Origin of the sequence: Pseudactinotalea sp. (assembly GCF_048594945.1) — a bacterium.
Classification (GTDB): Bacteria; Actinomycetota; Actinomycetes; order Actinomycetales; family Beutenbergiaceae; genus Pseudactinotalea.
In genome coordinates this window covers 1-22,567 of the sequence record NZ_JBMDXJ010000016.1, presented here as the reverse complement: position 1 = coordinate 22,567, position 22,567 = coordinate 1, and the positions used below count along the sequence as shown (strand labels likewise).

24 protein-coding genes are annotated in these 22,567 nt (G+C 70.0%); 12 read left to right on the top strand and 12 right to left on the bottom strand.

Features of this window, described 5'->3' with window-relative positions:
* Window positions 1-844, top strand: an 844-nt coding sequence (locus ACOJSN_RS00800) for a hypothetical protein (RefSeq protein ID WP_420110605.1), incomplete at its 5' end; no start/stop codon positions are given.
* Between the two features lie 6 nt (window positions 845-850).
* Here the strand turns inward: ACOJSN_RS00800 and ACOJSN_RS00795 are convergent.
* The 6 genes from ACOJSN_RS00795 to ACOJSN_RS00770 are packed head-to-tail and all read right to left on the bottom strand — an operon-like array spanning window position 851 to window position 7,039.
* Entirely contained in the window at window positions 851-1,663 is an 813-nt protein-coding gene (locus ACOJSN_RS00795) for a sugar phosphate isomerase/epimerase family protein (RefSeq protein ID WP_420110604.1), read from the bottom strand.
* Complete coding sequence (locus ACOJSN_RS00790; RefSeq protein WP_420110603.1) at window positions 1,660-2,559, bottom strand: carbohydrate ABC transporter permease; 900 nt, start codon at window positions 2,557-2,559, stop codon at window positions 1,660-1,662. Before ACOJSN_RS00790 ends, ACOJSN_RS00795 begins: the two co-directional genes overlap by 4 nt.
* The gene (locus ACOJSN_RS00785) at window positions 2,549-3,496 is read right to left on the bottom strand and encodes a carbohydrate ABC transporter permease (protein ID WP_420110602.1); all 948 of its coding nucleotides are present in this window, start codon (window positions 3,494-3,496) and stop codon (window positions 2,549-2,551) included. Before ACOJSN_RS00785 ends, ACOJSN_RS00790 begins: the two co-directional genes overlap by 11 nt.
* Window positions 3,497-3,525: 29 nt before the next feature.
* Window positions 3,526-4,830: an ABC transporter substrate-binding protein gene (locus ACOJSN_RS00780; RefSeq protein ID WP_420110601.1), complete on the bottom strand. Its 1,305-nt coding sequence runs from the start codon at window positions 4,828-4,830 to the stop codon at window positions 3,526-3,528.
* A 29-nt stretch (window positions 4,831-4,859) separates the two neighbouring features.
* Window positions 4,860-6,035, bottom strand: a complete 1,176-nt coding sequence (locus ACOJSN_RS00775) for a mandelate racemase/muconate lactonizing enzyme family protein (protein ID WP_420110600.1) — start codon at window positions 6,033-6,035, stop codon at window positions 4,860-4,862.
* Window positions 6,032-7,039, bottom strand: a complete 1,008-nt coding sequence (locus ACOJSN_RS00770) for a hydroxyacid dehydrogenase (protein ID WP_420110599.1) — start codon at window positions 7,037-7,039, stop codon at window positions 6,032-6,034. Before ACOJSN_RS00770 ends, ACOJSN_RS00775 begins: the two co-directional genes overlap by 4 nt.
* A 73-nt stretch (window positions 7,040-7,112) precedes the next feature.
* Between ACOJSN_RS00770 and ACOJSN_RS00765 the strand changes: the two genes are divergently transcribed.
* On the top strand, window positions 7,113-8,009 hold the full coding sequence (locus tag ACOJSN_RS00765; RefSeq protein ID WP_420110598.1) for a LysR substrate-binding domain-containing protein: 897 nt from the start codon (window positions 7,113-7,115) through the stop codon (window positions 8,007-8,009).
* A gap of 15 nt (window positions 8,010-8,024) precedes the next feature.
* On the opposite strand, the gene ACOJSN_RS00760 is transcribed toward ACOJSN_RS00765, so the two are convergent.
* Window positions 8,025-9,137, bottom strand: a complete 1,113-nt coding sequence (locus ACOJSN_RS00760) for a DNA glycosylase AlkZ-like family protein (protein WP_420110597.1) — start codon at window positions 9,135-9,137, stop codon at window positions 8,025-8,027.
* A gap of 109 nt (window positions 9,138-9,246) precedes the next feature.
* Window positions 9,247-9,801 (bottom strand): DUF1697 domain-containing protein, encoded by a 555-nt coding sequence (locus ACOJSN_RS00755; protein WP_420110596.1) that lies wholly within the window; start codon window positions 9,799-9,801, stop codon window positions 9,247-9,249.
* A 45-nt stretch (window positions 9,802-9,846) separates the two neighbouring features.
* Here ACOJSN_RS00755 and ACOJSN_RS00750 point away from each other — a divergent pair, with 45 nt between their 5' ends.
* The 3 genes from ACOJSN_RS00750 to ACOJSN_RS00740 are packed head-to-tail and all read left to right on the top strand — an operon-like array spanning window position 9,847 to window position 11,644.
* Window positions 9,847-10,284, top strand: a complete 438-nt coding sequence (locus ACOJSN_RS00750; protein WP_420110595.1) for an HIT family protein — start codon at window positions 9,847-9,849, stop codon at window positions 10,282-10,284.
* On the top strand, window positions 10,281-10,703 hold the full coding sequence (locus ACOJSN_RS00745) for a pyridoxamine 5'-phosphate oxidase family protein (RefSeq protein WP_420110594.1): 423 nt from the start codon (window positions 10,281-10,283) through the stop codon (window positions 10,701-10,703). The genes ACOJSN_RS00750 and ACOJSN_RS00745 overlap by 4 nt, the downstream gene beginning before the upstream one ends.
* Entirely contained in the window at window positions 10,700-11,644 is a 945-nt protein-coding gene (locus ACOJSN_RS00740; RefSeq protein ID WP_420110593.1) for a GNAT family N-acetyltransferase, read from the top strand. Before ACOJSN_RS00745 ends, ACOJSN_RS00740 begins: the two co-directional genes overlap by 4 nt.
* Here ACOJSN_RS00740 and ACOJSN_RS00735 read toward each other — a convergent pair.
* Entirely contained in the window at window positions 11,630-12,103 is a 474-nt protein-coding gene (locus ACOJSN_RS00735) for a hypothetical protein (protein WP_420110592.1), read from the bottom strand. The genes ACOJSN_RS00740 and ACOJSN_RS00735 overlap by 15 nt on opposite strands.
* A gap of 97 nt (window positions 12,104-12,200) precedes the next feature.
* Between ACOJSN_RS00735 and ACOJSN_RS00730 the strand changes: the two genes are divergently transcribed.
* The 3 genes from ACOJSN_RS00730 to ACOJSN_RS00720 are packed head-to-tail and all read left to right on the top strand — an operon-like array spanning window position 12,201 to window position 14,456.
* Window positions 12,201-12,656, top strand: coding sequence for a nucleoside deaminase (locus ACOJSN_RS00730; RefSeq protein ID WP_420110591.1), 456 nt, complete (start codon window positions 12,201-12,203; stop codon window positions 12,654-12,656).
* Window positions 12,653-13,936 carry a cytosine permease gene (codB, locus tag ACOJSN_RS00725; RefSeq protein ID WP_420110590.1) on the top strand — a complete coding sequence of 428 codons (1,284 nt, stop codon included), beginning with the start codon at window positions 12,653-12,655 and terminating at the stop codon, window positions 13,934-13,936. Before ACOJSN_RS00730 ends, codB begins: the two co-directional genes overlap by 4 nt.
* A 40-nt stretch (window positions 13,937-13,976) precedes the next feature.
* Window positions 13,977-14,456 (top strand): hypothetical protein, encoded by a 480-nt coding sequence (locus ACOJSN_RS00720; RefSeq protein WP_420110589.1) that lies wholly within the window; start codon window positions 13,977-13,979, stop codon window positions 14,454-14,456.
* A gap of 36 nt (window positions 14,457-14,492) precedes the next feature.
* Here ACOJSN_RS00720 and ACOJSN_RS00715 read toward each other — a convergent pair whose 3' ends face one another.
* A complete protein-coding gene (locus tag ACOJSN_RS00715; protein ID WP_420110588.1) occupies window positions 14,493-15,725 on the bottom strand; it encodes a carboxylate--amine ligase in 1,233 nt (410 codons plus the stop codon).
* 89 nt (window positions 15,726-15,814) lie between these two features.
* Between ACOJSN_RS00715 and ACOJSN_RS00710 the strand changes: the two genes are divergently transcribed.
* The 4 genes from ACOJSN_RS00710 to ACOJSN_RS00695 are packed head-to-tail and all read left to right on the top strand — an operon-like array spanning window position 15,815 to window position 20,979.
* Window positions 15,815-16,420: a DUF3000 domain-containing protein gene (locus ACOJSN_RS00710; RefSeq protein ID WP_420110587.1), complete on the top strand. Its 606-nt coding sequence runs from the start codon at window positions 15,815-15,817 to the stop codon at window positions 16,418-16,420.
* On the top strand, window positions 16,417-17,679 hold the full coding sequence (locus tag ACOJSN_RS00705) for an HRDC domain-containing protein (RefSeq protein ID WP_420110586.1): 1,263 nt from the start codon (window positions 16,417-16,419) through the stop codon (window positions 17,677-17,679). The genes ACOJSN_RS00710 and ACOJSN_RS00705 overlap by 4 nt, the downstream gene beginning before the upstream one ends.
* Window positions 17,680-17,716: 37 nt before the next feature.
* Window positions 17,717-18,919: a thiolase family protein gene (locus ACOJSN_RS00700; RefSeq protein ID WP_420110606.1), complete on the top strand. Its 1,203-nt coding sequence runs from the start codon at window positions 17,717-17,719 to the stop codon at window positions 18,917-18,919.
* Window positions 18,916-20,979 (top strand): 3-hydroxyacyl-CoA dehydrogenase NAD-binding domain-containing protein, encoded by a 2,064-nt coding sequence (locus ACOJSN_RS00695; RefSeq protein WP_420110585.1) that lies wholly within the window; start codon window positions 18,916-18,918, stop codon window positions 20,977-20,979. Before ACOJSN_RS00700 ends, ACOJSN_RS00695 begins: the two co-directional genes overlap by 4 nt.
* 10 nt (window positions 20,980-20,989) lie before the next feature.
* Here ACOJSN_RS00695 and ACOJSN_RS00690 read toward each other — a convergent pair whose 3' ends face one another.
* Window positions 20,990-21,388, bottom strand: a complete 399-nt coding sequence (locus tag ACOJSN_RS00690; protein ID WP_420110584.1) for a hypothetical protein — start codon at window positions 21,386-21,388, stop codon at window positions 20,990-20,992.
* A 335-nt stretch (window positions 21,389-21,723) separates the two neighbouring features.
* Window positions 21,724-22,567, bottom strand: an 844-nt coding sequence (locus tag ACOJSN_RS00685) for a transketolase C-terminal domain-containing protein (RefSeq protein ID WP_420110583.1), incomplete at its 5' end; no start/stop codon positions are given.

The window sequence follows — 22,567 nt, the reverse complement described above, 5'->3', positions numbered from 1 at the left end:
GCATACCGATCTCGCCGACATCGCCGACGCGTTCCAGCCGCTCGCGGTAGCCGTAGGGATCGCACTCGCTCTCCCGCACGCAGCGAACACGATCTGGGCGAACCTCGAGCGAGGCCTGAGGTTGCCGTTGGGCGCACTCGGCATCGACTACGTGCCGACCGATCTCGCCGTCCGGTTGGCTCCCTCGGCGGTCGGCATCACCGGCCTCTTGGCTGCGGGCACCGCGGCGGCGATCACGATGTGCACCGTGGTGACCGTGCGTGCGGTCCGCGCCGGCCGGCGAGGTCAGGCCGAGCTGGCGCTGCTGGTCGGGCTGTTCTGCACGATCAGCGGTCTCGAGGTGGTCGGGGTCCCGTTCCTCGCCGCTGATCTCGACACGCTCGCCACCGGCACGCTGATCATCGTCACGATCGTCGCCGGTACCTGGACGATCAGGCGGCAGGTCACGATCGCGAGGTTGCACGCGATCGGCGTGGCACTGCTGCTGGCGGGTGCGATCAGTGCCCGGGACCTGCTCGCCGACCCGCTCGGCTGGCTGCTCGGGTCGGCAGGCGGAGCACTGCTGGTGATCGGGCTCGTGTGGAACCTCCTCACCAACGCCGATCCGGCGAACGGCGACTCTCCGCGGTTCCCACGCGCATCCCGCACGCTGGTCGTGGTCGGCTACCTCACCGCGGCAATGCTGGTGGCCGCCTCCGACGCGCTCGCGGTCTCCTTCGCGGTGGACCTCGACCGGTTCGTACAGCTCGGTGCCGACGTGATCGGCACCGCGTTGCTCGCAACCGCGACCTGGGCGGTGCTGGCCACGGGACAGCGTGATGCCCCGACGGTGGAGCCCCGCTGACGTCGATCAGGGCGTCGCCTCGGGACGTTCCCAGAGCGCCCGAGCCACCCGCAGGTCTCTCGCGACCAGCTCGGCCGCTCGTTCGGGGCTGTCCGCCGCCGCGCTGTACTGCGCGCTCAGGCACACCGGTCCTCGCCAGCCGCGCGCGGCGAGGTGGCGCAGCGCGGCGCCCCAGTCGGCCATGCCGTCGTGCGCGGTTCCGAACCAGGGCTTCCAGCTCGTCCCCTCCGGCCCTTCGACCGCGCGGTAGTGGGCGTTCTTGAGGTTCACGATCTCCAGACGCGGCCACGCGAGCTCGAGAGTCGTCACCGGGTCATCACCCGCCAGGGCATCGTGCGCCGCGTCCCACACGATGGTGACGTGCTCAGCCGGAAGGTCGTCGATGAGCTGCAGCACCCCGAGAGTGCTGGTGACGTACGCACCGTGATGAGGTTGCACGCCGATCCGCACCCCGTGGCGTTCGCACAGCGGCAACGCTTCCGACAGCTGTCGGTGGATGAGGGCGACGGAGCCACGGTAGTCGTGATCCCGCACAGGTGCCATGACACGGATGACCTCGACGCCTGCCTCCGCGCAAGCGGCGAACACACTCTCGTCGAGATCCGACGCCACGCTGATCACCCGCACCCCGTGTGCCTGCAACGCCGCCACGTATGGCGGCAGCGCCGCCCGCGCCCGCTCAGGCGTCACGAAGGCACCGTCACGAACGGGGACCTCGATGCCCTGGAATCCACGGTCGGCGAGCCAGCCGCCCAGCTGTCCTGGCGCCGTCCCGGCCCACGGCTTGCCGAAGACGCTCCAGATCGGCTGCGCGCTCATCGCCCACCCAGTCCGCTCATCGTGATCCCGCGGACGAACCACCGCTGGGTCAGGAAGAACAACGCGATCAGGGGGATCGTGGTGATCGCTGCTGCAGTCATCAGCAGGTTCCACTGGGTGCCGTTGGTGTCCTGGAAGACCTGCAGGCCGACAGCGACGGTCCGGGTCGCCTCCGTGTTCGAGACCACCAACGGCCAGAGCAGGTTGTTCCACTGCTGGATGAACTTGAACACGAGCAGGGTCGCCACGGCGGGTACGGCGAGCGGAATGATGATGCGGACGAACGCCTGCCACCTGCTCGCGCCGTCGATGCGCGCGGCGTCCTCGTACTCCTGCGGGATCCCGAGGAAGAACTGCCGGAGCAGAAACACCCCGAGAGCGGTGAACGCGTGCGGCAGGATCATGCCCCACCAGGTGTCCACCCACTGCAGCCTGGCCACCATGATGAACTGCGGGATGAGGGTGACCTGGGTCGGGATCATGAGGGTCGCCAGGTAGACCCCGAAGAGCACCCCCCGACCAGGGAACCGCAGCCGCGCGAAGGCGTAGGCAGCGAGTGCGGCGGTCACGGTCTCGAGCAGGGCAGTGCCCCCGGCGAAGACGACCGTGTTGCCGAGGTAGCGGCCGAGCGGCACCAGCTCGAACACCCTGGAGAGGTTCTCCGGATGCCAGCTGGTAGGCCACAGAGACGGCGTGGCCGCCATCGACTCGGCATCCGACTGCAACGCGACGAGAACCATCATCACGACGGGCGTCAGCGAGAGCGCGGTCACCAGGACGCACGCGAACATCACCAACCGGGCACGATGCTCCGCGGTGCTGCCCTGCGGTCCTGTCCGGGCACCCGGCCGATGCGCGATCAGTGGGACCCGTGGGGTTCCGACGCTACTGGTCATAGTGGACGAACCTCCGCTGCATGAAGAATTGCGCGGCGGTGATCACCGCGATGAAGGCGAACAGCACGATCGCCTGAGCCGTCGCATAACCCTGGTTGTAGTTCTCGAAGCCGGTGCGGTAGATGTACATGACAAGCGTGGTGGTGCTCGTACCCGGGCCGCCGTTCGTCATGATGAGCGCCTGGTCGAAGACCTGGAACGAACCGATCACCGAGGTGATCACCACGAAGAACATCGACGGCGAGAGCATCGGCAACGTGATGCTCGTGAACCGGCGCCACGGTCTCGCACCATCGACCATCGCCGCTTCGTACAGCTGCTGCGGGATCGCCTGCATGCCGGCGAGGAAGATCACCATGCCGAAGCCGAACGACTTCCACACGCTCATGATCACGAGAGCGGGCAGCGCCCAGTGCTCCGAGACCAGCCACGCCGGACCGTCGATCCCGAACCATCCGAGCACGGTGTTGAACAGACCGCCGGTCGGGATGTACAGCCACATCCACACAAAAGCGACCGCCACCGTGATCGTGGCGTACGGCAGCAGCAACAGCGAGCGGAACAGCGCGATCCACCGGATCGCATGGTTGAGCAGCACGCCGAGGGCGAGACTGACCGCGATCGTCAGCGGCACGCTCGTGAACGTGAAGATCGCCGTGTTGCGGAGCGCGGCCCAGAACGTCGGGTCGCTGCCGAGCCGGGCGAAGTTGTCGAGCGCCGCCCACCGGGGTGCGCTGAACAGGTTCCAGTCGAGCAGCGAGATGACCGCGGCGGCCCCGACCGGCAGGACCGTGAAGATCGCGAACCCGAGGAAGGACGGGAGGAGGAACAGCCACGCCACCAGGACGGTGCGCTCCCGCCCGGCGCCCGAGGGTCGCCGTCGTCTTCCAGGCGGTGCCGCCGCCGTCGTCGGGACCGTGTCAACGTTGACAGCCATAGAGCTCCTCTTCGAGTGGATCGCCCGGCTCAGCCCGCGCGGAGCTGGCGGATGTTGTCGGTGTTCTGCGACATCAGGACGTCGAGCCGCGGGCGAACGGAGTCGATGACCTCGGCCGGTGTCCGCTGACCGAGGAAGGCACGGGGAAGCTCCTGCGCCAGCAGGTTCCGGACCTCGTTCCAATTCGTGGTGACGTCGTACTGGTGCCCGCCTGCGATCTCGCCGGCGAGGATCCGCTGGACGACTCCGAGATTGTCAGGTGGTGGCGCGAAGGCCGAGCTCGCGGAGGCGCGGGCGGGATTGTTGCGCCCTGCCCGGGCGTAGATGTCGAGCGCTCCCGTGCTCGTCAACGTCGTCAGCAGCTGCCACGCGAGCTCGACGTCGCGGGTGGCGCTGGGGATCCCGAACACCGACCCTGACAGGCGCGGAGTGCTCCCGACCGGACCCGCGGGGAACGGCACGACGTCCCACTCGAAGTCGGCGTTACGGACGTTGAGCACCTGCCAAGGGCCGTTCTGCATCATCGCGACGTTGCCGTCCAGGAACTGCGCGAGCGAGTCGGTGGTCACGAGGTTGGAGATCGGTGGCGTCACCTTCTCGCGTGTGAACAGGCCGACCATGAACTCCAACGCGTGCATCGATTCGGCGGTGTGCAGCGTCGAGATGCTCTGTTCCTCGTTCATGACGTTGCCGCCGGCGCAGTAGAGCCAGCTCACGAGGTCGTCCAGGCTTGGTGCGCACGAGAAGCCGTACTGATCGGGTTGCGCGCTGAAGGCGCTCGCCAGGTCGCGGAACTCCTCCCACGACATCGGCACCGTCGGGTCCGGTGGTGCGATCCCGTTGGCCTCGAAGAGCGACAGATTCACGTACAGGACTGTCGGCGCGACATCGAACCCGATGCCGTAGGTCTGGCCGTTGAAGGTGGCGATGTCGCGGATCGCCGGAAAGAAGTCGTCGTGGTCGAACGCGCTGTCGCCCGCGATCAGATCATCGAGTGGCAGCAGCGCTCCGCGGCCGGCATAGGTCGGGAGCAACCAACCGTTCACGCCGTGGACCATGCGCTGCGTCCCGGACACCAGCTGGAGGTCCATCCGCGTGACATAGCCGCCCGAGGGAGTCAGATCGACGAGCGATCGCTGCCCCAGCTCGCTCTCGACGAAGTCGCTGAACGCGTCCCAGACCTCCTGCTCGGTGGGTCCGTTGGACCACATCGACCACGTCACGGTGTCGGGCTCGACCGTGGGGGCACACCCCGCGACAGCGAGACCGGTGACGCCGGTGGTCAGTCCTGCGGTGCGCAGGAACGAACGTCGGGTGAGTGTCATCTCCGGCATGTCCTCCTCGTCATCCCTTGAGCGTCGGGCTACCTCGCGGTGGCCCGAATCCGTTCCTCGTCGACCGTGACGCCCAAGCCGGGCGCCACGGGAACAGCGGCGACGGCCCCGGTGACCTCGAGGCCGTCGACGTACATCTCGGCGAGCAGCTCATACCCGTTGAGCTCAGCCGGCAGGGCCAGGTCGTATGCGCTGAACAGGTGGAGCGCGGCGGCGAAGCCGATGCCGCAGTCCGTCAGTCCGCTCGCGAGCAGTTCGACGCCGTGCGCCTGCGCGACGGAGATGGTCCGCTGGGCCTGTCGAAGCCCCGCCGCCTTGCAGATCTTGACGACGACGAGGTCGGTGGCGCCGAGCTGCACGGCCCTCGCCAGATCGGCTGCCGTGAAGCTGCCTTCGTCGATCGCGACGGGCAGGTCGATGCTCGATCGGAGCCGCGCCATCGCTCCCCAGTCCGTGCCAGGCACCGGCTGCTCGACGCAGACGACGTTCGGGACGTCCTTGATGCCGTCCAGCAACCTCCTGAGCGCGGTGGGCCGGTACGCCTGGTTGGCGTCCAGCCACAGCGGTTTGCCATTGGCCCGTTCCGCCACCGTGTGCACCGCAACGACATCGGTATCGACGTCGCCGGAGATCTTCACCTTGTAGGCGTGATACTCCGAGCTGGCGCTTACCCGGTCGGCGACGATCGCCGGGTCGGCGATGCCGATGGCCGAGGTGAGCGCGATCCGGTCGTGCACGCGCCCGCCTAGCAGCTGGTGCACCGGTACTCCGGCGATCTTGCCCGCGGCGTCATGCATCGCGATGTCGATCGCGGCCTTCGCGAAGGGGAACCCGTTGGAGACCGCTGGGCTGAGAGCGGCGACGGCACTGCGATGAAACTGCTCGACGTCGAACGGCGTGAGCCCGACGACCAGCGGCGCGAGGTGGCGAGCGATCACGATCGCGATCGTCTCGGCGGTCTCATAGCTCCATGTCGGGAGCGCACGTTGTTCACCCCAACCGACCACGCCGTCCTCGGTGGTGAGGCGCACGAACACGACGTCTCCGGTCGCGCCGGTGTCTCCGACCCGCCCGCTGCCGATCACGAACTCGTGCGCGAACGGCACGGGGACGACGAACACCTCCACATCGCGGATCCGGGCTCCGCGCGACCGGTCGGCCGAGTCGAGCGATTCGAGTGGTGCCGGCTCCGACAGCGCGCTCATGCTGCGGTGTCCCAGGCGGCGGGGTCCACCCAGCTCGGCCCGCGATGACCGGACTCGAGGAAGTCGACGACGTCGTCCAGGACGTACCCGACGAGCGCCTGGTGGCCTTGGACCGAGTCGCCCGCGATGTGGGGTGTGAGCAACACACCGGACGCGGCGCGCAGTGATGCGGAGAGCTCGGGCGGCTCGGTCTCGTACACATCCAGCGCCGCCTGCAGGCGGCCCGAGAGGATGTGGGGCTCCAGCCCTGCCATGTCGATCGCTGCTGCACGCGAGGAGTTGATGAGCAGCCCGCCGTCGGGCATCCGCGCCAGCATCGCTGACGAGATCATGCCCGTGGTCGCGGGCACGTCCGGGACGTGCACCGACACGATGCTGCTCGCCATCGCTTCCTCCAAGGAGACTGCCCTGACGCCGAGAGCCTTTGCGCTATCAGGGCGGAGGTAGGGGTCGTAGACGACCACGTCGGCGCCGAAGGGCTGGAGCAACGCCCGGAACGCACGGGCGGTCGACGACGCCCCGATCAGCGCCACCCGTCGCCCGCGCAGCTCCTGGCCGCGCACACCCGCCGGCCGCCAGCCCTGCGTGCGGACGGAGGCGTCGTAGGCAGGGAGGCTTCGCAGCATGGTCAGGCACGCTGCGAGGCAGTACTCGCCCACCGACCAGGCGATGCGCCCGGCCGCGGAGAAGACCTCGAGCCCGTTGCCGACCCTCTCCCTGGGCAGCAACCGCTTCACGCTGCCGGCGGCGTGTGCGACCACGTGAGGGCCGCCGCCCTCACTCAGCAGGTCGGCTGGCAGCCGCGGGGTGCCCCAGCTCGTGATCACGATCTGGGTACCTGGCAGCAGCCGCCCCAGCTCCTGCGCGTCGAGCGTGTCCGACGCCCAGACCACCTCGAACCGGGACTCGAGCCGGTGGCGGGTCTGGTCGTCGCACACGTCCAGGGCGCGGTCAGGGGTCATCGCCATGAGGAGGCGGGTCGGTGCTTCATCGCTGTTGCTCATCGTGGACCGATGCTAGGAACCTGCACCGATGTCCGTCCAAGCCCGTTTTCGCATTCGCCGATACCTTGGGCGCATGGATTACACCCTGACCCAGCTCCGCGGTTTCGTGACCGTTGCCGAGGAGCTCCATTACGGGCGCGCGGCGGAGCGCCTGCAGATGACCCAACCACCGTTGACCCGGCAGGTGCAGGCGCTCGAGCGCGCCCTCCGTGTCCGGTTGCTCGATCGCGGCGGCCGCGAGGTCGCGCTCACCGCCGCCGGGGCGGCGTTCTACGCCGAGGCGCGCCGAGTGCTCGCGCTCGTGGAGGCCGCGCCCGACACCGCGCGCCGTGTCGCTGCTGGCGACGTCGGCACCATCCGCCTCGGTTTCACCTCGATCGGCGCGTACGCCGTGCTGGGCGAGGTGATCACGCAGGTCGCCGACCGGCTGCCAGGGGTACAGATCGCGCTCCGCGAAGAGGTGAGCGAGGTGCAGTGCGAGGCGCTCGCCAACGGCCAGCTCGACATCGGCCTCGTCCGGCCCCCGGTGTCCCACGGACTGCGATCGACCACGCTGCACGTCGAGGACCTGGTCATCGCGATTCCACGGAGCCACGAGCTCGCGGACTCAGCGACACCAGTCTCGCTCGCCGACATCGCCGACGGCTACATCGGCTACAGCCCGGAGGGCGAGCCGTACCTGCACACGGTGTGCGCCGCGCTGGTCGGCGTCGCAGGCTTCTTGCAGGGACAGATCGCCTCACAGGTCCCGACGATGCTGGCTCTGGTGCGCGCGGGTCGCGGCTTCGCGCTGGTCCCACGCTCCTGCACGGCCATGCGGGTCGAAGGAGTGGTCTATCGAGAACTCGCCGAGCGGGACCGGCGGAGCGTCGCCCTTCACCTCGCATGGAGCGACGAGTCGATCAATCCGATCGTCGGCCGGTTCGTCCGGCTTCTCCGCCCTGAGCTGCCATGGTCCACGGTGGAGTGATCTCCGAGGCGGATCTCATCCGCTGCCGACGACGTCGAGAGAGAACGTGTCCGCGTGAGCGGCACCCAGGCGACGCACCGCGGCCTCGAGGTCGGCCATCGGCTCGGCGCCTGCCTCGGCGAACCAGGACACCTCCACGCGCGGCCCTCGCCTGCGCCAGTGACCGGCCACGACACCGCCCCTCAGCACAGGCCTGGCGCCGCGGGTCAACAGCCACCGCCACCGCGGGGCCACGACGCGTGCGTCGGCCGTGCCCGGTCCCAGCACCCAGGGGTCGTAGCCGGGGATCAAGGAGATCGCCGTCGACGGCTCGCTGTCTCGCAGCTCGTCCAGCGTGCTCGTCAGCACGTATGCCGCGACACCGGCGCACACCACGGTCGTGATCTCCTCACCCAGGTCCTGGATCCACTGCTCCAGACGCCGCTTCGGCGCACTGAGACCCTCGGCGAGCCAATAGCGCAGGTTCTCGAACGTGGCCGGACCGTAGGCAGCCAGGTAGAGGCGGATCGCCTCCCGACCCGCGCCGTCCACATCGGGAAGGCCGGGCCAGCACGGGTCGCCGTCGAGCAGCCGGAACGTCGACTGACCGTCACGAGCAGGACCGAACCGGATATCGCCCCACCAGTGCAACGGCTTGTACAGGCTGTCGGCACCCCTCCCGGTCGTGGCAGCCTCGGCCAGGTGCGCCAAGCCCGACTCCCGCAGATGCTCGCCGATCTCCGCGCGAGTGGCCGGGCCGTGTGCCAGTGCACCCCGGACCGCTTCCCGCAGCGGCTCCCAGTCCCCGATCTCGAACCCGCCCTGCACCTGCCACCGACGCGACTCCCATACCCTGCTCGTGGTCCGGACCGCGAGCAGCACTGCGGCGACATCGGGAGTGAACACGTACGCGCCACCGCGGAACGCGTAGCTCTGCACCAGCTCACCGGTCTCGAGCGCACGTGCCAGCGCACCGGGCTGCGGGTCCGCCTGCCGGATCGCGAGTGCCAGCTCGGCGACCTCCTGCGGCCAGGCGCGCGTGGCTACGACCCGTTCAGCCGCGCCCACCACCCCGGTCGCCGCGGGGGTGTGCAACGCGTGCTGGCCCAGCCGCCACGCCAGAGACTCGGCGAGTCCGACCTCGATCATCGGACCCGGAGCCGCGACACGCGAGAGATGAGGCCGGAGACCATGACGACACCCCGCCGTCGGACGCCCGCAGGCGTGACGAGCAGCGTGGCGGCGACCCCGGTCCGGCTCATCCACCCAGCCTCTCGGCCAGAGCGAGCACAGTGCGCCAGTTCCTCGCCGTCGCCTCGAGGTGACCGGCGGCCTTGCTGCGCCCCAGCTTCTCGGCGAGCTTGCTGCGCCCCATGCCGCCCGGTAGGTGCAGGTACACCACCCGCCCGACCACGGTCAGGTCGTCATCGGACCCCGCCTCGCGGACGGCATCACGGACCTGCAGCGCCGCCTTCCGGTGCTCGTCGGTGAAGTCACGCGCGGCGATGACGGCGTGCAGCCGGGTCGGCTCCGTCTCCTCCGGGTACGGGTTCGACGCGACCACCTCATGCCACTCCTGCGCGGTCAGCACGATGACCAGCGGGTCGATGCTGGTGGACGCCGCGATGGCGGTGCGGATGATGCCGGCGAGGTCCTCAGGTCTGCCGTCTGCCGTGAACGTGACGTTGCCGGACTGCACGTACGTCGCAACATCGGTGTATCCGAGTCCCTCGACGGCGGCGCGCAGATCGCTCATCGCGACCCGCACGCCGCCGACGTTGACGCCCCGCAGCAGTGCGACGTACCTCGGCATGTTCCCATCGTCGCACCGCGCACCGCTCATCGCTACGTTGGTGCCATGGCTACCCTGTTCACCCGCATCATCGACGGGGAGATCCCGGGCCGGTTCGTCTGGTCCGACGAGATCTGCGTCGCGTTCCTCACGATCGGTCCGCTGCAGCTCGGGCACACGATGGTCGTGCCCCGGGTGGAGGTCGACCAGTGGGTCGATCTCGAGCCCGACGTCGCAGCGCATCTCTTCGAGGTCGCTCGCCTCATCGGGCTGGCACAGCGGGAGGAGTTCGGCGCCGAGCGGATCGGCATGCTCATCGAGGGATACGAGATCCCGCACGCGCACGTGCACGTCTGGCCAAGTCGAAGCGCTGCTGACTTCAACCCGGCCAACGTGCTCACCGACCTGCCTGATGCCCAGATGGACCGCGCCGCAGCACGCCTTCGAGACCGGCTGCTGAGCCACGGACACACCCACGTCTCGGAGAACGGAGCACGCGCATGAGCCTGGCCATGACACGCGATCAACGAGAGGCGTTCCTCGCCGATGTGCACGTGGGGGTGCTCGGTGTCGCCCGCCCGGACGGGCCTCCCTCGCTGACGCCGGTCTGGTACCGCTACGTCGATGGCGTGGTCGAGATCGCGACCTCCAGCGACACGGCGAAGCTCGACCTGATCCGCGCGAGCGGAGTGGCGAGCCTGTGCGCGCAGTTCGAGGGCACGCCGCCGGCGTTCGTGACGGTCGAGGGCCCAGCCTCGGTGTCGTCGATCCGCGAGGGCGTGGTCGAGGCGATCGCCGCACGCTATCTCGGTGCCGAGGCTGCCGCGGTGTACGCCGCTGGTCCCGGCCGGCGCGACGACACCCTGATCACGCTGCAGGTGGCGCGGTGGCGCACCGGCGACTTCAGCAAGGTGATGGGGTGACGTCACTCAGCTGGCGTGCCCTCGCGCCCGAGGACGTGCCCGCGCTCACCGAGCTGATCAACACGGCGATCGTGGCCGATGACACCGGCCGGCCGGTCGCCGCGGCCTCCGTCGCCGAGCAGTTCTCGATGCCGCGGTTCGACGCAGCGACCGACAGCGTCGGTGCGTGGGCTGACGGGACGCTCGTCGCGGCCGGCAGCACCTGGAGCGGCTCGGAACCGCTCGACGGCCACGCGATGGTCGTCACGAACGGCCACGTGCACCCTGAGCACCGTGGATGCGGCATCGGGTCAGCGCTGCTCGGACGCCTCGAAGCGCGTGCGGAGGAGATCGCGCACGAACGCTTCCCGGGTCTCCCGGTCCGGCTCCGTGCACCCGGCGGCACCGCTGGTTCAGCCACGCAACGGCTCCTGGAGAAGCACGGGTACCGCCCGGACAACTACTTCATCACGATGGAGGTCGCCCTCGCGGCGTGGCTTGATCCCGGTGAGCCTGCGGTGGCAGTGCCACCGGATGCACCCGGCTTGGCCGCGACCCGGGAGGCGCACAACGACGCTTTCCGCGACCACCGCAACTTCACGCCCGCCCCGGAGGACGTCTGGCAGCACTGGATGTCCGGCGAGGAGAACCGCCACGACCTCTCCCGTGTGGTCCTCGAAGGCGATCGAGTCCTCGCCTATTCCTTGGTGGGCGAGCCGCAGCCGGGTGTGGCGCATATCGAGATCCTCGGAACCCGGCGGGAGGCACGCGGTCGTGGGCTCGCCCGCGCCGTGCTGCTCGAGGCCCTCCGCGCCGCGCGGGCCGCCGGGATGAGCGTCGCCGAGCTCGAGGTCGACTCGACCAGCCCCACCGGGGCCGACCGGCTCTACACGAGCGCGGGTTTCGAACCCGTCAGGACGATCTCTCGATACCAGCGCGATCGAGGATCAGTGCGTCCCTAGTGTGACGGGATCGGCGAGAAGCCGCCTGACCGCCGCTCGCGAGGCCAGCAGCGCGACGATCAGAAGGGTCACCGGCACGAAGCCGCCGAGGCTGACCGCGTCACCGAAGACCAGCGCGACGAGCTCGAGCACCACGAGTTTGCTCCCGGCGGCCACCACCCACAGGGCCAGACCGGAGACGACCTTCGCGCGCGTGGTGGTCGCGGCCTTCCATCGCGCCATGACGACCGACTTCAGCAGCAGCACGGCCTCCAGCGCGACCTTGAGCAGGATGGCCGTGAGCAGCGAGAGCGTGAACCCCTCGCTGATCACCTCGGGCAGGTACTCGATGGCAAAGTTCAGGACCACCACGTAGACGAAGATGTCTACGACATCCGCAGGGCGGGCCGTCAACCATCGCCGTACCGGACCGCGCGGAACAGATGCTCCAGGTTGGGTCTGCCCGGTCTCGGCGTTCATCAGCAGGAATTCTGCCTCACACACCGACCTGGCGTCACACCGCGGAAACAGGCTCCTCACTACGCTGCCGTGAACGATCAGCCCGGGGAGGCACGCGATGAGTACCGAGGACGCCCGCTTCATGGACCTCGCACTGCAACAGGCACACACAGGGTGGGACGAGGGCGGTGTCCCGATCGGGGCGGTGCTCGTGCACGACGGCGAGGTCCTCGCCGTCGGGCGCAACCAGCGGGTCCAGCTGGGCAGCGCGATCCGCCATGGCGAGACCGACTGCCTCGAGAATGCCGGGCGGCTGCCGGCCTCGGTGTACCGCGCGAGCACGCTCTACACGACCCTCTCGCCGTGCTACATGTGCGCCGGCACCGCCGTGCTGTACGAGATCCCCCGCATCGTCATCGGCGAGAACCGCACGTTCCAGGCTTCCGAGAAGTGGCTGCGCAGTCACGGCATCGACCTGACCGTGCTCGACGACCCGCGCTGCGTCGCGCTGATGGAGCGCATGATCGCCGAACGCCCCGAGATCTGGGCCGAGGACATCGGGGAGGAGGCGTGACCGACGACGTCCTCGATCCGCCGGAGCCGATCGACAAGGACTATCCCGTCACGCCTGTCCCCGGGCATGCCCGCCGCACCGCGCTCTCGCTCGTGGTGGTGCTGGTCGGCTTCACGGTGTTCACACCGACGATGCTGGCCGGAGCCACGATCGGCCCGGCGTTCCCGTTCTGGAGCCTGCTCGGGGTGGTGCTCGCAGGGTCGACGATCCTGGGCTGCTACGTCGCCTTGATGGGTTACGTCGGTGCTCGTGCGGGTCTGACCACGGTGGTGATGGCGCGTCGCAGCTTCGGGATGCGCGGTTCCAAGCTCGCGTCGGTGCTGCTCGGCGGCACGCAGATCGGCTGGTACGGCGTGGTCGTCGGCACGATCGGTGACCTCACAGCACAGGCCGCCGGTTGGGAGACTTTCGCCCCGCGTGCGGCGATCATGGTGGTCACCAGCGCCTTGATGTGCGTCACGGCCCTGTACGGCTACCGCGGCATGTATTGGGCGTCCCTCGTGGCGACCCCACTCGTGCTGGTTCTCGCGGTCTGGGTAGCGGTGCGGTCCGTCTCCGACGCCGGTGGCTTCGACGCGCTCGCGGCGATCGAACCGGTCGCGACCATGAGTGTCGCGACGGCGATCACCACCGTGGTCGGCACGTTCGCCTCGGCGGGCACCCAGGCACCCAACTGGACCCGGTTCGCACGCAGCGGCCGCTCGGCGGTGCTGGCGTGCCTCTTGGCGTTCCTCATCGGCAACGGCGCGATGGTGGTGTTCGGGGCGATCGGTGCCCTCACCACGGGCGAGGCCGACTTCGTGCTCGTGCTGTTCAACCTCGGTCTCATCGGCTGGGGTGTGTTCCTGCTGTTCGGGAACCTGTGGACCTCGAACGCCGACACCGCCTACGCCTTTGGCGTCGCGGGGGCCGAGCTGCTCGACCGGCCGAGCAAGACGCCGTTCATCATCGTCGGTTCGGTCATCGGGACTGTGCTCGCTCTCACCGGTGTGCAGAACAACCTCATCACCTATCTCGGCCTGCTGGGCACCTTCATCCCGCCACTCGGTGGTGTCATCATCGCCGACTACTTCTGCCGCTGGCGGCAGGGCGTCCCCGACACCCACACGCTGCCCGCTGTGGAGCCCCGCAACCTGATCGCGTACGCCGTCGGCTGCGTCGCCGCCTACGTCACGGGACAGCTCGAGATGGGCATCCCGCCGCTGCTGGGCATCGTGCTCGCAGCCGGGTTGGTCGTGCTGCTGCAACGGGGCCGCACCCCAGCCCCGAGCCCCGCCTGAGCGGTACGGATCGAGCGGCGGCGCGAACTATGCTCGCGGCATGCCGACGATCATCCTGCTCACCGAGGAAGCGCTGCGCACCAGCGATGTGGAGAACATCCGCACCCTGCACGGTGAGGAGCCGCTGACCATCACGGTGCTCGTGCCGGCGGACACCGAGCGCAACGTCGTGACCGACTTCATCGACCACCTCAGCCTGTTCGAGCTCAAGGAGGCGTGGGAGGCGATCACCGACCGTGAGACCGATGCCGAGGCGCGCCAGGAGGCCGGCGAGGCGGTCGAGCAGACCGTGGCAGCACTCGAGAAGATCGGCGCGAGCGTGACCGGCACGGTCGTGGACGATGATCCGCTCCCTGCCCTGACCCAGGCAGTCACGAATGCCGACGCCGACGAGGTCATCGTGGTCACCCGCCCCCACGCGGTCGAGGACACGTTCCACGCCGACTGGGCCTCCCGCGCACGCGAGAAGCTGGGGGTCCCGGTGCTGCACTTCTACACGGGGACCAACTTCCTCGGCTGAACTGCACGCCCTACCGGAGCGGCACCCGCAGCCTCGTCACCGGTGCCATCGTGCGAACTTCCGGAACTGGTTGATCATCGCGGTGATCACGTAGAACCAGCGGCGAGGGTTCGTTTCCGCCCGGTAGTAGTACGGGTTCGTCACCGCGCCTTCGCGCTGGAGAGCGCGGATACGCTGCCACGTCTCGGCGGAGACGTACCGGCGCAGCAGCGCCAGCGGGACCACGGTGAACAGATGCTCGGCCTCGCCGACCATCACCTGCTCCGACGGCGAGCTGTCACCATCCAGGTACGCCTCGCAGTACATCGTGGCCACGTTGTAGCCGGCCGCCGTGACGGCGTACCCGCTGCGCCCCACCCGCGGATTGAGCTCCAGGAATCGATAGCGACCGTCGCGCGGGTCCCGCTTGAGGTCGAGGTTGGCGAATCCGGTCCAGCCGAGGTGGTCGAGCAGGCGCCGTGCGTGCTCAACGGCTTCACGGCGATGTCCGTGCGGGTCCGCGCCCGCAGTGATCTGGGCGACCGAGTTCCCGAGTCCGTTGGGTGTGGCCTCCTCCAGCAGCACCTGTCCGAACAGCAGGAACCGAGTGCGCCCGCCCTGCCCGCTGAACGCATTGACCGCGGCCATGTCCTCGTCGCCACCCGGGATACGTTCCTGCACCACGACCTCGCCAGAGAACCCGGCGGCGGCCATCCGGTCCAGCATCCCGGTCAGTTCCGTGGCGTCGGCCGCGTAGGCGACCTTGCGCTTGCCCTCGAACTCGGCGTCATGGAATTCCGCCGACGACGACGCCTTCACCACCGCTGGGAAGGTCACCTCGGAGCCCAGGTCGTGGGAGTGGCTGCCGACCCGCACCACGTGGGTGCGCGGGTGTGGGATGTCGAGCTCGGCGCACAGCCGGCTGAATCCTGCCTTGCTCGTCACCCGCTCCATCAGGGGCGCGTCGACGTACGGGACGACGACGTCCCCCAGCTGGGCACGCACCCGCACCAGCGCCAGCACGGCGTGGTCCGCACTCCCGAGCACCAGATGCGGCACGCCCGGCTGCTCGGCCACCACCTGCTGCACGGCGGAGACCAGCGTGGCGTCGTCATCGAGCCCGGGCACGATCCGCAGATCGACGATCGCGCTGTGCGCGACCGGACCCACCGACACCCCGGCGAGCACGACCGTGGTCACCCCGTAGGCCTCGTGGAACGCCCGCGCAGAGGCGTAGGCGCCGATGTCGCCACCGACAACGATCGGTCGAACGGTCTGCTTGGTCGGCATGTGCGCGAGGGTAGGCCATGGACCGACCGGCAGCACCTGCGCGGCGTGGCACTCCCCCGCATGCGCGTGCGCGGACATAGCCTGTGGCGGTGGACTCCGTCAAGCAGCCACCTCGACCCGATGGGGCCGATGCCCCGGCCACCCCACCCGACTTCGAGGCTGCCCTGCTGAGCCTGCGCGGGCACCGGCTGCGACCCGAGCTGCACCTCGAAGAGGTACCCGCCCCCACCCGCATCGCGCCGTACGCGCTGGCCCTCACCGGGGAGGTGAATCGCACCCGCGACCCCGACGACCTGCTCGGCTCGGGCCGCTTCGTGGTGCTCTACGACCCCGACGGTCAGGATGCGTGGAACGGCGAGTTCCGCGCCATCATCATGGGCCGCGCCCGGATGGAGCCTGAGGTTGCGCAGGACCCGCTGCTGGGCGAGGTCGGGTGGGCGTGGCTGACCGACGCGCTCGCCCAGTGCGACGCTGAGTACCACTCGCTGTCGGGCACGGTCACGCGGGTGCTGTCCGAGACGTTCGGGGGCCTCGAGCTGCGCGGAGGCGAGGTCGAGATCGAGGTGCGCGCGTCCTGGACGCCGGGGACCACCGACCTGGGTCCACACCTGCGGGCGTGGGCGCTGCTGCTGTCACAGGTGAGCGGCCTGCCGCCGATCCCCGACAACGTCAGCCCGATGAGTCGGCGCCGATGACCGAGCGCGACCAGCCACCGGCGCCCGAGCCGTTGGTGGTGCCGGCCGAGGGCGTGCCCGACGTCGTCGACACCGCCGACGCGCTCGCGGGCACCGTGCGCGCGTTCGCGGACGGCCGCGGGCCGGTTGCCGTCGACGCCGAGCGGGCCTCCGGCTTCCGGTACGGCCAGCGTGCTTACCTGGTGCAGCTGCGCCGCGAGGGCGCCGGCACCGCCCTGATCGACCCGATCCCGCTCGGCGACCTGAGTGCACTCTCCGAGGCACTCGACGGCACCGAATGGGTCCTGCACGCCGCGAGTCAGGATCTCCCCTGCCTCGCCGAGATCGGCATGCGGCCCGCCCGCCTGTTCGACACCGAGCTCGCCGGCCGGATGTTGGGGCTGGCCCGCGTGGGTCTCGGCCCGATCGTCGAGGCCGAGCTGGGGCTGAGCCTGGCCAAGGAGCACTCGGCCGCCGACTGGTCCACGCGTCCGCTCACGGAGTCGTTCCTGCGGTACGCAGCGCTCGACGTCGAGGTGCTCGTCGAGCTGCGAGACGTCCTCGAGGCCAAGCTCGATTCCGCCGGCAAGCTCGAGTGGGCACGCCAGGAGTTTGAGACCGTGCGCCTCGCACCTCCCCCGGCGCCGCGTGGCGAGACCTGGCGAAAGGGCGCCCGTGGCGTCCGCGACCAACGTGGCCTCGCCGTCGTCCGCGAGCTGTGGGAGACCCGCGAGCAGGTGGCCGAACGCGCCGATATCGCGCCAGGGCGGATCCTGTCCGTGGACGCGATCGCCGCTGCGGGCCGAACCAAGCCGCGGACGCTCGCGCAGCTCTCCGGGATGCGCGAGTTCAAGCACCGCGCCGCAGCGCGCCGGTTGCGCACCTGGTCGGAGGCGGTGACGCGTGCCCTCGATCTGCCCGATGCCGACCTCCCACCCAAGCGGCCGCCGCACGACCCCGACTCGATCCCCGCACCGCGGTCCTGGCGGGACCGCGAACCCGAGGCCGCGGCACGTCTGGAGATCGTCAAGGCCGTGGTGCGTCACCACGCGGTCGACCTCAACCTCCCCCAGGAGAACCTCCTCACCCCCGACTTCCAGCGCCGCCTCGCCTGGTCGCCGCCGCACCCGGCCGACGAGCAGCACATCGGCGACTTCCTGGCCGATCTCGGCGCGCGGCCGTGGCAGGTAGAGCAGGTGGCCGGCCGTCTCGCGGCCGGGTTCGCCGACCCCGATTCCGTCCCCTCGCTCGACCAGGTAGGCTCTGACGCAGTTACCTAGTACTGCCAGTACCAACCTCTCGGAGGCGACGATGCCCATGCTCGGTCGTGACGTGGTCCTGATCGATGCCGTGCGGTCCCCATTCGGACGTGCCAGGCCCGATGGCCTGTACGCCCACACCCGTGCCGACGACATCGCGGTCGCCGTGGTCCGCGATCTGCTGCGCCGCAACGCCGATCTCCCGCCGGACCGGATCGGTGACGTCGGGATCGCTGCCACCTCCCAGGTGGGCGACCAGGGGTTGACGCTCGGTCGCACGGTCGGCATGCTCGCCGGTCTCCCGCAGCAGGTCCCTGGCTTCGCGCTCGACCGGATGTGCGCCGGTGCCATGACCGCCACCACGTTGCTCGCCGGGCAGATCGCCGTGGGCGCCCTCGACGCGGCGATCGCCGGTGGCGTCGAGCACATGGGTGCGCACCCGCTGGGCAAGGGCATGGAGCCCAACCCGCGCTTCATCGCCGAGCGGCTGGTCTCCGCCGACGCGCTGGTCATGGGCGCCACCGCCGAGAACCTGCACGACCGCTACCCCGCGCTCACCCGCGACCGTGCTGACGCCTACGGCGCCGCGTCGCAGGCGAAGTACGCCGACGCTCTCGCTGCGGGCAAGATCACGCCCGATCTCGTCCCGGTCGCGGTCGCCGACCCCGAGCGCGGCTGGGGACTGGCTACCGCCGACGAGCCGCCCCGCCCAGGCGCCACGGTCGAGGGCATGGCCGGCCTCGCCACGCCGTTCCGTGCCGGCGGCCGGGTCACCGCGGCGACGTCGTCACCGCTCACCGACGGGGCGACGGCGGCCCTGCTGACGTCCGCCGATCTCGCCTCAGAACTCGGCCTGGCCCCGAAGCTGCGGCTGGTCTCGTACGCGTACTCCGGCGTTCAGCCCGAGGTGATGGGCGTCGGCCCGGTGCCCGCGACGCGCAAGGCCCTCGAGCTGGCCGGCCTCGACATCAACGACATCGGCCTGTTCGAGATCAACGAGGCATTCGCGGTCCAGGTACTCGCCTTCCTCGACGCCTTCGAGATCGCCGACGACGACCCTCGCGTCAACCCGTACGGCGGCGCGATCGCGGTCGGCCACCCGCTCGCCGCGTCCGGCGTGCGGCTGATGCTGCAGCTCGCTCGCCAGTTCGCCGAGCGGCCCGACGTCCGCTACGGCCTCACCACGATGTGCGTGGGGCTCGGTCAAGGCGGCACCGTGATCTGGGAGAACCCGCACTACGGCAAGGAGGCGCAGCGATGAGTCAGCCCACCGAGCGCGTCACGCACGCGCACGTCCGTGACATCGACCTGACCCCGTTCCGCCCCGGCACCGACGAGCGACTGGTCCTCGGCCTCATCACGCTCGACAACGGCGAGGACCACACCAAGCCCAACACGCTCGGCCCGGAGGGGATGACAGAGCTACGTCACGCCGTCGAGGGCCTCGTGACCCGTGCGAACGCGGGCGAGATCCAGGCGATCGGGGTCACGGGCAAGCCGTTCCACTTCGCTGCGGGCGCCGACCTCAAGGGCGCGGCCGCGATCAAGGACTCCGGCGATGCGCTCGCCATCGCGCGCCAGGGCCACGACACGTACCGCGTGCTGCTGGACGCACCGGTGCCCACGTTCGCGTTCGTCAGCGGCGTGGCGCTCGGCGGCGGCATGGAGCTCGCGCTCGCGTGCGACTACCGCACGGTGATCTCCTCGGTGCGCAACCTCGGCCTGCCCGAGGTGGCGCTGGGGTTGATTCCGGGCTGGGGTGGCACGTTCCTCGCCCCGGGCGTGGTGGGCATCGAGAAGGCGCTCGAGGTGGTGCTCAGCAACCCGCTGCGCAACAACAAGCAGCTCACCGGTCCGGCCGCGGCCGACCTCGGGCTGATGGACGCGGTGCTCGAGCCGGCCGACTTCCTCGCGGAGTCGCTGCGCTGGGCCGCCCGCGTGCTGACCGGCGAGGTCACGATCGAGCGCCCCGAGCCGGTACCCGCCGAGCGCTGGGTCGCGACCGTGGACGCTGCACGCGCGCAGGTCGACGCCCGGCTGCACGGTGCTGCCCCCGCGGCGTACGAGGCACTCGACCTGCTGGCGCTCTCTGCGCAGCGTGACCGGGAGGCGTCGTTCTCGGCCGAGGACGCCGCGCTCGCGCGGTTGCTCGTCTCCCCGGAGTTCAAGGCGAGCATGCACGCCATCGACCACAACACGAGCCGAGCGAAGCGTCCGGTGGGTGCGCCGCCCGCCGACGCCGCGCGCGACGTGCGCTCGGTCGGCATCGCCGGCGCCGGCCTGATGGCCAGCCAGTTGGCGCTGCTGTTCGCGCGGCGCATGAAGGTGCCGGTGATCATGCGTGACCTCGACGACGAACGCGTGCAGCGTGGTCTCGGCTTCGTAGCCGCCGAGGTCGACAAGCTCACGGGCCAGGGGCGTATCGGCGAGGACGAGGCGAACCGGCTCGTCGGACTGGTCTCCGGAACGACCGAGCTGGCCGACCTCGCCGACCGCGACCTGGTGATCGAGGCCGTCTTCGAGGAGCTCGAGGTCAAGAAGCAGGTGTTCGCCGAGCTCGAGCAAGTGATCTCGCCCGAGACGATCCTTGCGACCAACACCTCGGCGCTGTCGGTCACCGCGATGGCGGCGGATCTGCAGCGCCCCGAGCGGGTCGTCGGTCTGCACTTCTTCAACCCTGTCGCGCAGATGCCGCTCGTGGAGGTCGTCCGCGCCGAGAAGACCGACGACGGCGCCTACGCCACCGCGTTCGCCGTCGCCAAGGCGTGCGGAAAGTCCGCGATCGCCGTGGCCGACCGGCCCGGCTTCGTGGTCAACCGGCTGCTGGTGCGGCTGCTCGGCGAGGTGCTCGGCTCGCTCGAGGACGGCACCGACGTCGAGACCGCCGACGCCGCGCTGCGGCCACTGGGATTGCCGATGGGGCCGTTCCAGCTGCTGCAGCTCGTGGGGCCGGCGGTGGCCAAGCACGTGCTCGACACGCTCCGCGACAACCTCGGCGACCGCTACCCCACCTCGCCCGGCCTGGATCGGATGGTGTCCGACGGCGCCCCGTTCGTCACCTTCGAGGGTCGCCCGAGCGCGGGGTCACCGGTGGATCCGTCGATCGCAGGCTATTTCGGCTCGCGTGCCGGGAACTCCCAGAGCGCCGACGAGCTGCTCGCCCGAGTCCGGGACGCGCTCGCCGAGGAGGTCCGCCTGATGCTCGACGAAGGTGTGGTCACCGACTCCGCAGACATCGATCTCGCGATGATCCTCGGCGCCGGCTGGCCCTTCCACCTCGGCGGCATCACCCCGTACCTGCAGCGCACCGGCGCACTGTGACGGATCCTGCTCACGCTGCGGCGTCGTCGAGCGGCCGCGGCGCGAGCAGGACGTTCGCGACCTCGCAGCTGCCCGTGAAGATCACGACTGGGCGCGGTGGCTGTCGCAGCGCGTCGAAGCCACGGACGTGCTGGGCCAGGGTGGGACTGTAGGCCCGAGCGCCCTCGGCGACCTCGTCGATTCCCGGGAACCGTGCCTCCCCCAACGCCACCAATCCGTGCAGCATCAGGGAGAGATCCTTCGTGACCGGGTCCGTCCAGCTCCGGATCCACGGCGTGGCCGACCACGTCTGAGCGATCTCTGCGAGGGCGACCTCAGCGCTTGCTCTGTCCTCGACGAGCACCGTGTGCAGGTAGCGGCCGAGCAGGCGTTCGAACGCGGGGCCGGACGTGCGCTCGGACGCACGCAAGCTCTGCTCCACGGCCGCCTCGACGTGCTCCTCGTGCCGTCGCGGACCACCTCCCAGCGGCGGCAGGACAGGCGGAAGACCATCGCTGCGCGCCGGAGCTCGGCGAGTGCTCCCTCTCCCCACCCTGCGAGGGCTGGGAGACTCGTGGTGAGGCTCAGCCTGGGGCGCGGCTTGTCGAGGCCGCCCAGGCGCTCGACCTCGGCCTCGACCCAGGTGGCGAGCTCCGCCGTGGACCGTGGCCCAGATCCGTGCGGCTCTGCCACCGCCTGCTCAAGAACCGCGATCCGATGCTGCTCGGGCACGTCGCCCTCTGCTCCGAGTGACAAGGCCAGCGATCAGGGCTGCTGCACGTCGACGTGCTCGGCGACGGCCGCTGCGGCGTCACGCGCGACGTCGGCTGCTCGCAGCCCCAGGTCCTCGATGATCTCGTTCCGTGAGGCGTGCTCGAGGAAGTGAGCAGGTATCCCATGGGTCTGCACCGGCACGTCGACGCGGGCGGCAATGAGCGCCTCGCGGATCCCAGCACCGACGCCGTTCTCGACCAGGCCGTCCTCGACCGTGACCACGAGATCGAAGCCACGCGCCAGCTCGACCAGCTCACCGGGGACAGGCAGCACCCAGCGTGGGTCGACCACGGTGCTGCCGACGCCCTGATCGGCGAGCCGCTGCCCCACCTCGATCGCACACGGCACGAACGACCCGACGCCCACCACGAGAACACGCGCATCGCCGTCGCCCGCTGTCCGGGCGAGTACGTCCACAGAGCCCGACCGCGAGATCGCGGGGATCGGCTCGGGGAGCGCCGACTTCGGATATCGGATCACGGTCGGCGCGTCCTTGACCTGCACCGCCTCACGCATCGCCTGCCGCAGCGTGCGCTCGTCCCGCGGAGCGGCCAGCCGCAGTCCTGGTACCAGCCGCAGCAGCGCCATGTCCCACATGCCGTTGTGCGACGCCCCGTCCTCCCCGGTGATGCCCGCGCGGTCCAGCACGATCGTCACGCCGGCCCTGTGCAGCGCCACGTCCATGAGCAGCTGGTCGAACGCCCGGTTGAGGAACGTCGCGTACAACGCCACCACTGGGTGCAGCCCGGCGAACGCCATGCCGGCGGCTGCCGTCATCGCGTGCTGCTCGGCGATACCCACGTCGAAGACACGGTCCGGCAGCTCCTCGGCCATC

Excerpts from the sequence above, each read along its gene's own strand:
- ACOJSN_RS00795 (WP_420110604.1), bottom strand. The coding sequence starts at position 1,663 with ATGAGCGCGCAGCCGATCTGGAGCGTCTTCGGCAAGCCGTGGGCCGGG.
- ACOJSN_RS00790 (WP_420110603.1), bottom strand. The coding sequence starts at position 2,559 with ATGACCAGTAGCGTCGGAACCCCACGGGTCCCACTGATCGCGCATCGG.
- ACOJSN_RS00785 (WP_420110602.1), bottom strand. The coding sequence starts at position 3,496 with ATGGCTGTCAACGTTGACACGGTCCCGACGACGGCGGCGGCACCGCCT.
- ACOJSN_RS00780 (WP_420110601.1), bottom strand. The coding sequence starts at position 4,830 with ATGCCGGAGATGACACTCACCCGACGTTCGTTCCTGCGCACCGCAGGA.
- ACOJSN_RS00775 (WP_420110600.1), bottom strand. The coding sequence starts at position 6,035 with ATGAGCGCGCTGTCGGAGCCGGCACCACTCGAATCGCTCGACTCGGCC.
- ACOJSN_RS00770 (WP_420110599.1), bottom strand. The coding sequence starts at position 7,039 with ATGAGCAACAGCGATGAAGCACCGACCCGCCTCCTCATGGCGATGACC.
- ACOJSN_RS00765 (WP_420110598.1), top strand. The coding sequence starts at position 7,113 with ATGGATTACACCCTGACCCAGCTCCGCGGTTTCGTGACCGTTGCCGAG.
- ACOJSN_RS00760 (WP_420110597.1), bottom strand. The coding sequence starts at position 9,137 with ATGATCGAGGTCGGACTCGCCGAGTCTCTGGCGTGGCGGCTGGGCCAG.
- ACOJSN_RS00755 (WP_420110596.1), bottom strand. The coding sequence starts at position 9,801 with ATGCCGAGGTACGTCGCACTGCTGCGGGGCGTCAACGTCGGCGGCGTG.
- ACOJSN_RS00750 (WP_420110595.1), top strand. The coding sequence starts at position 9,847 with ATGGCTACCCTGTTCACCCGCATCATCGACGGGGAGATCCCGGGCCGG.
- ACOJSN_RS00745 (WP_420110594.1), top strand. The coding sequence starts at position 10,281 with ATGAGCCTGGCCATGACACGCGATCAACGAGAGGCGTTCCTCGCCGAT.
- ACOJSN_RS00735 (WP_420110592.1), bottom strand. The coding sequence starts at position 12,103 with ATGAACGCCGAGACCGGGCAGACCCAACCTGGAGCATCTGTTCCGCGC.
- ACOJSN_RS00730 (WP_420110591.1), top strand. The coding sequence starts at position 12,201 with ATGAGTACCGAGGACGCCCGCTTCATGGACCTCGCACTGCAACAGGCA.
- ACOJSN_RS00720 (WP_420110589.1), top strand. The coding sequence starts at position 13,977 with ATGCCGACGATCATCCTGCTCACCGAGGAAGCGCTGCGCACCAGCGAT.
- ACOJSN_RS00715 (WP_420110588.1), bottom strand. The coding sequence starts at position 15,725 with ATGCCGACCAAGCAGACCGTTCGACCGATCGTTGTCGGTGGCGACATC.
- ACOJSN_RS00705 (WP_420110586.1), top strand. The coding sequence starts at position 16,417 with ATGACCGAGCGCGACCAGCCACCGGCGCCCGAGCCGTTGGTGGTGCCG.
- ACOJSN_RS00700 (WP_420110606.1), top strand. The coding sequence starts at position 17,717 with ATGCTCGGTCGTGACGTGGTCCTGATCGATGCCGTGCGGTCCCCATTC.
- ACOJSN_RS00695 (WP_420110585.1), top strand. The coding sequence starts at position 18,916 with ATGAGTCAGCCCACCGAGCGCGTCACGCACGCGCACGTCCGTGACATC.